The following is a 6,664-nucleotide window of genomic DNA, read 5'->3' on the forward strand; positions in this document are numbered from 1 at the left end:
ACTTCCTTCCGGTTTTTATTATTGTTTTACTATAATAAGTTTTTCAGCAATGACTTTACGTAGTTCTTTTTTGCTGACTTTTCCGACTCCTGTTTGCGGAAATGATTCAATAAATTCAATTCGATCTGGAATTTTATAAGCCGCTATACCACGTTCTCTTAAAAACATTTTTAATTCACTTACTGCCGGAACTTGTCCACGAGCTATAACAAAAGCACAGGTGCGTTCACCTAAATAATCGTCAGGCATAGATACAATTGCTACGTCATGGACCGCATCGTGTGCTAATAGATGATTTTCAACTTCTTCCGCAGCAACTTTCTCACCACCACGGTTAATTTGATCTTTATCTCTTCCTTCTACAATGATGTATCCTTGTTCATTTACTTTTACAAGATCACCTGTGCGATAAAATCCATCCTTTGTAAATGATCGTGCATTATGTTCTTCGGCTTTATAGTAACCACGAATTGTATATGGACCTCGTGTTAATAAACTACCTACTTCGCCAGGTTGTACATCGTTGTCATTTTCATCAACAACTCGTACTTCATCGAGTGCAGACATTGGTCTACCTTGTGTATGAATAATAATTTCTTCCGGATCGTCTAATCTTGTATAGTTCACTAATCCTTCCGCCATACCGAATACTTGCTGTAACGTACATCCAAATGTAGGGCGTATACGTCTTGCAACCTCAGCGCTAAACTTAGCACCACCTACTTGAATCACCTCTAGGCTTGATAAATCGGTATTACGAGAAGATGCAGCATCAAGCCATATTATTGCTAATGGCGGTACGAGAGCAGTAATCGTAACTTTTTCTTTTTCGATAAGTGTAAATGCCTCATCCGGACTACCTCCAGTTGCCAGCACAACTTTTCCACCCGCATAGAAAGTTCCAAATGTCCCTGGAGAACTCATCGGGTAATTATGTGCTACTGGAAGAACGGCCATATAGACACTCTCTGCACTTAAATTACAAATTTCAGCGCTAACACGTAAACTATAAATATAATCATCATGCGTTCGAGGAATTAATTTAGAAAGTCCTGTTGTCCCTCCTGATAATTGGAGAAATGCAACATCACTTGGCTGAACTTCTGGTAATGAGACGGGATCCATATACAGATCATTTATGTTCACAAACTCTTCTTCTTCTCCCACTACAATTACACGTTGTAAAGTTGGCACTTTCTCTTTCACTTCTCTTGCTAGTTTTCGATAATCAAAACCGAGAGCCTTATCTGAAATAACGTAAGCGTTCGCCTCGCTAAACTCACAAAAATAACTAATTTCACTGCTTCGATGTGAAGGTAGTGCAAAGACAGGAAGCGCTCCAATTCGAAATAGTGCAAAACATATTTCGAAAAACTCAATAATGTTAGGTAACTGGATTACAACTCTGTCCTCTTTCTTTATTCCTAAATTCAGTAAACCTGCTGCTAAACGATCTACCTTTTTATCAAGTTCACTATACGTTATATGCGTCTTACCGCTTACAACCGCGATTTGATCTCCATATTTCTCAGCACGCTCTCTTAACACTCCTCCAAATGTTTCACCAAGCCAATACCCTTCTTCTCGATAACGATCTGCAAATTCTTTTGGCCATTCCGTATAACCTACTAGCATTCTTTCTTCCCCCTATTTTTCATTAAGTGAACTATCTCTTAACCCTAAAGCTTTTAACATTGTTTGGAACTTAGCCGATGTTTCTGCTAACTCATCTTCTGGTATTGACTCAGCAACAACTCCAGCTCCTGCATATAAACGAAGTGTATTTTCTTGTACTTCAGCACAACGAATTGTAACAATCCATTCTCCATCTCCATTTAAATCGCTCCATCCTAGCATGCCTGTAAAGAATTCACGGTCAAATGGCTCAATTTTTTGAATCGCCTCTCTCGCTTCTTCCATCGGCGTTCCGCAAACTGCTGGCGTAGGGTGAAGAGCAATTGCTAATTCCAAAGAAGTAGTATTCGGATCCTTTAGTTCACCTTTCACTTCAGTAGATAAATGCCACATCGCTTCACTATGAATAACGGATGGCTTTTCCGGAACATGTAATGTATGACAGTACGGACGAAGCGCTGCAGCAACTGCTTCTACTACTACCGCATGTTCATGTAAATCTTTTGAGGAAGAAAGTAATTCCTCTACCCTTCTCTTATCTTCCACTGGGTCATCACTACGTGGTCTTGAACCAGCTAACGGATTAGAAGTAACTTGCATACCATTACGTGAAACGAGTAATTCAGGGCTTGCTCCAATTAACGTTTTACTATTCTCGTTTTCATCCCTCGGTAAATTCACAGCAAATGTATAGCCGTGCTTATTATGCTCTGCTAATTCTCGAAGAAGTTTTTGCTTATCAATCTTTTCGGAAGATTTAACATCTAACGATCTGGATAGAACGATTTTCTTTAAATCCCCGTACTGTATTTTTTCAATTCCTTGCTTCACACCATTCATATACACTTCAGGCTCTGGTACAGGCGTCATTTCGAATGTTACGTTCTCATTTGTTTCAAGCTGATTTGTTGTATCCAATTGTAGACGCTCAGAAATTCTGCTATATTCTGGTACGATAAGTTGAACTTCTTTTCTACGATCAAATGGCAAGGCACCTACAACGATAGGATTCGGATTTCCGGCTTGTTTTGCATTAAGTAATACTGCTTGTACAAGCTCTGGGAAACTTTCAATTTCATGATGCTTTACTGTAGTAAACTCTCTTTCTGCTAATATCGTTCGAGTTGGTGAAGCAAAAAAGAAAGAAGATTCAGTCTTATAATCTTCTAATAATTTTTCTGACAGTTCCTTTACAGCCGTAAATTCATTCATAGTATAGTAACCCCCTGAATTTTTTATTAAACTCCTAATGTAGCTCCGCCATCGACACATAAATTGTGCATTGTAATATGACTCGCTTTATCTGAAGCTAAAAACAATACCGCTTCGGCAATTTCTGAAGGCTGTGCAATTTTTTGTAACGGTATACCGAGTCTATATGTACTTTGAGTACCTGCTATTATATTTTTTGCTCCATTCTCATCAGCCCATAGTAACCTTTGCATTTCAGTTTCAGTTGAACCTGGAGAAACTAAGTTACAGCGAATGTTGTATGCTGCAAGTTCTAATCCTAAACACTTCATAAACATTGTCGTTGCAGCTTTTGATGCAGCATACGCAGCCATCTCCATTCTCGGAGTATTTGCTGCATTTGAACCAACTGTAACAATTGCCCCTGACTTTCTTTGCATCATATATTTACTTACTGCTCGGGACATATAGAAAACTCCTGTAGAATTTACAGAGAATGTTTTATTCCAATCTTCATCACTTAACGAGTGAATCGCTCCCATACGTAAAACCCCTGCAACATTTACTAATATATCTATTGGCGCTATTTCATTTGCAATATGATTTATCATGTCTTCAACAGCAGCACTATCACTTACATCTAAACGAAATGTTTTCATACGTGTTTTATTTAATTCATTTTGTTTTAAGAGTACTTGTAACCCCTCTTCATTTTGATCAACCGCAATAACTGTAGCTCCTCTTTCTAAAAACATTTTGGCAACAACACTACCTATACCTTGAGCTGCACCTGTTACTAAAACAGTTTTCCCATCAAATTCCCCTAAGTTCATTTCCTCTATCCTTTCATTTAAAAATTAATCTAATTAAACAAATGATACTTATAATGATAATGATTATCATTATTGATGTTAAAAATAATACACTTACTAAACTAATTGGTCAAGTGTACTTTTCATCAAAATATTATTCATTGATAATGTTTTTCATTTAATAATCTTACACCGAAATGATAATCTTTCTCAATAAAGTTGTCAACTTATTTTTATTTTTCAGATAAAATATTTTAGTAATTTTCAATACAATTACATCTAAAAGTATTAATAAGTACTTACATTAATACTTTAATTCATAATCCTCTTTGTAAAAATTGAAGTAGATAAACTATAGATACGTTTATTTATAATGCTTTATGAAAAACTCAAGTATATACTTTCTCAATATTTTTCTGAAAATATATCTTGCAAATACAAATGAATGTCATCTATATAATTTAAGATTTAATAAATGTTTTGAGTACGAAGTATTAATTCATTGTATTCCAATATAATCCAAATGAATATTTTACTCTCTTTTTCTCTCAAGAAAATGCAAAAGGTTAAATAGTCTCGTTAAAATAATTCAAAAAAGCACCCTATTTAACAGGATGCTTTTTCGTAATCATAGTGTTATAAAAGATTTATATACTTATGCTACGCTGCGATACTCTTCTTCTTGTTCTTTTTTCTGTTTAGGTGCTTGAATTATAATTGCGATAATGAATGACACGACACATAATACGCCAATCACCATAAAGGTTGGTTTGAATCCACCTAGAAGTGCACCGATAAAGGAACCTGCAAGCGCTCCAAATCCAAATCCTTGATACACAATTCCGTAATTCTTACTATGGTTTTTCATACCGAAGAAATCACCAACAATAGCTGGGAAAATAGTAATATTTCCACCGAAGCAAAACGCTACACTTGCTACACATACGAAGTAAATACCGTAATTTAAATCTACAAAACTTAGAACTAATACTGAACTCGCCATAACTACAAAAGTACCAGTAACGATTTTCAAACGACCAATTTTATCTGATAAAGGCCCTAGAATAATACGACCTAAAGTGTTGAATATTGCAACCATAGCCACCGCATTAGCTGCTGTCGCTGCGCTAAGCCCTACAAGTTGAACACCAATGTCTTTTACCATACCAATTAAGTATAATCCACTCATACATGATGTAAATAACATGATGAATAATAAGTATACTTGTTTTGTGCCTAACATTTCTTTCGTTGTATATTCATGAGTTTTTGATTCCTGAACTGCACCTTGATCAGCAGCTTGATGGATTAAACAAGCTCCAAGGATAATCATAGCTGTAACAATTAAACCCCAATATATAAATGCCTGCGATACACCAACTGATTCAATCAACTGTGCGTTAACGTATTTAAAGATTAAGCTACCAGAACCATATGCAGAGACAGAAATACCAGCAATTAAACCTTTACGCTCCGGAAACCACTTTATTAAATTTGATAGTGAAGTGATATATGCTGTACCATCTGCATATCCTACAACAACTCCTGCAAGTACATAAAGCAATATCAATGAGGAAGCTTGTGAACTAAGTATTAATCCTAGTCCTAATGCTAGTCCAGCTATCATAATAAGTTTACGAAGTCCCCATTTTTCTTGCAATTTACTCGCAAATAAAGTTGAAAATGCTAAGGAAAGACTAGTAATTGAGAAAGTTATTGCAACTGCGTTAAGACTCCAACCGTATTTACTAACTAAAGGCTGATTGAATAAACTCCATGTGTATATCGTCCCAAGTCCCATTTGTACTATGACTGTGCCAAGGACAACAAGCCATGGATTAACAGCTGATTTTTTCATACCTTTCCGCCTCCTCTTTCTATTTCAATGCTTTTCGCTAAGTCTTGTTTTTTTATGTTCATTTTGGTCACCTCTTTTGATTTAACACCTTCATTGTATAAGATGTTTCCGTTTATGTAAGCACTTACAAGACAGAGCGTCAAAAACATGGAATCAGTTACAAAAAACGAAGGACGAAATACAAAAAACTACTGATTAAATACGTAAGTAGCTTTTATAATGGTTAGCTTCAATGGGACTTACAACTGTTTTATCATCTTCTTTTATAAAAATTATGTCTCATTTTATGCCATTGCTAGATTGTAAAAATTTAAGTTTCCGATACAAACAGAAAAATTTTTTCACACTACGATGTACTTTATTTAAAAAAAGCACAAATATTTTTTTGATAAATAAAACTAAATATTCACTAATATACCTATACGTGGTTTAATATATATAATAAAAAATATTTCTGTCTTTAATGAGGAGGTACTATGAAAGCAAACGTAGGGGATACTATACTTTTTCAACGAAATAATTTAAAGATTACGGGATCTGTACTAAAACTTTATACTGAATCGGTCTTAGTTGAAATTACAAATGTAAGCGGTGGTACTTTTGAATTTGATCGAACAATTGTAAATCATAAAAACTATAAAATTTTAAATACGAATACATAATACAACACAAAATAGCCCCTGCTTACCAGCAGCGGCTATTTTATATGAAAATACTTCATTAGTTTATATATCCTAATACACTTACAATCTTACTCGCTTTTAAATTGTTAATGTGATAATAAATTTCTAAACCTCTTCTCTCAGCTCGTAACACTTTACCCTTCATTTTTGATAAATGTTGCGAAACAGTCGATTGCGGAATATTCAGTAATTCTGTTAGTTGTGTTACGTTACAAGTTTTTCTCGTACTTAATTCATTTACAATTTGTAATCGGATTGGGTGCGCCATAATTTTTAAAATATCTACATCTTCTTCTGAAACTAAACTTTTTCTCATTTCACTCGTATATGTTGTCATAAGACATTCCCCTTTTATATGAATTCCTTTTATTTAGATCTATTTCCAAAATATTTAAAACTCCGATGTGAAACCTTTATATAAAAATAATAGAATTTTAAATTTTTAAAAACAGAAATACATTTAATTCACTTTATTTATTTGGTAC

General features: G+C 34.6%; 6 protein-coding genes. 1 reads left to right on the forward strand and 5 read right to left on the reverse strand.

Translation table 11 applies throughout. From position 1 onward, the window contains the following. Positions 1–18: 18 nt before the first annotated feature. The 4 genes from DN390_RS25110 to DN390_RS25125 all read right to left on the reverse strand — a co-directional run bounded on the left by DN390_RS25110 (position 19) and on the right by DN390_RS25125 (position 5,496). Entirely contained in the window at positions 19–1,635 is a 1,617-nt protein-coding gene (locus DN390_RS25110; protein ID WP_147808778.1) for a (2,3-dihydroxybenzoyl)adenylate synthase, read from the reverse strand. 12 nt (positions 1,636–1,647) lie between these two features. Then, complete coding sequence (gene dhbC / locus DN390_RS25115) at positions 1,648–2,847, reverse strand: isochorismate synthase DhbC (RefSeq protein ID WP_147808779.1); 1,200 nt, start codon at positions 2,845–2,847, stop codon at positions 1,648–1,650. A 26-nt stretch (positions 2,848–2,873) separates the two neighbouring features. Then, complete coding sequence (gene dhbA / locus DN390_RS25120; protein ID WP_147808780.1) at positions 2,874–3,659, reverse strand: 2,3-dihydro-2,3-dihydroxybenzoate dehydrogenase; 786 nt, start codon at positions 3,657–3,659, stop codon at positions 2,874–2,876. Between the two features lie 634 nt (positions 3,660–4,293). After that, a complete protein-coding gene (locus DN390_RS25125) occupies positions 4,294–5,496 on the reverse strand; it encodes an L-lactate MFS transporter (protein WP_147808781.1) in 1,203 nt (400 codons plus the stop codon). Between the two features lie 476 nt (positions 5,497–5,972). On the opposite strand from DN390_RS25125, the gene DN390_RS25130 reads away from it, so the two are divergent. Next, positions 5,973–6,158, forward strand: a complete 186-nt coding sequence (locus DN390_RS25130; RefSeq protein WP_000646791.1) for a YkvS family protein — start codon at positions 5,973–5,975, stop codon at positions 6,156–6,158. Positions 6,159–6,216: 58 nt separating this feature from the next. Here the strand turns inward: DN390_RS25130 and DN390_RS25135 are convergent, their stop codons facing one another. Continuing rightward, complete coding sequence (locus tag DN390_RS25135; protein WP_000214798.1) at positions 6,217–6,516, reverse strand: ArsR/SmtB family transcription factor; 300 nt, start codon at positions 6,514–6,516, stop codon at positions 6,217–6,219. Positions 6,517–6,664: the final 148 nt, after the last annotated feature.

Source organism: Bacillus sp. SH7-1 (assembly GCF_008042405.1).
Classification (GTDB): domain Bacteria; phylum Bacillota; class Bacilli; order Bacillales; family Bacillaceae_G; genus Bacillus_A; species Bacillus_A thuringiensis_N.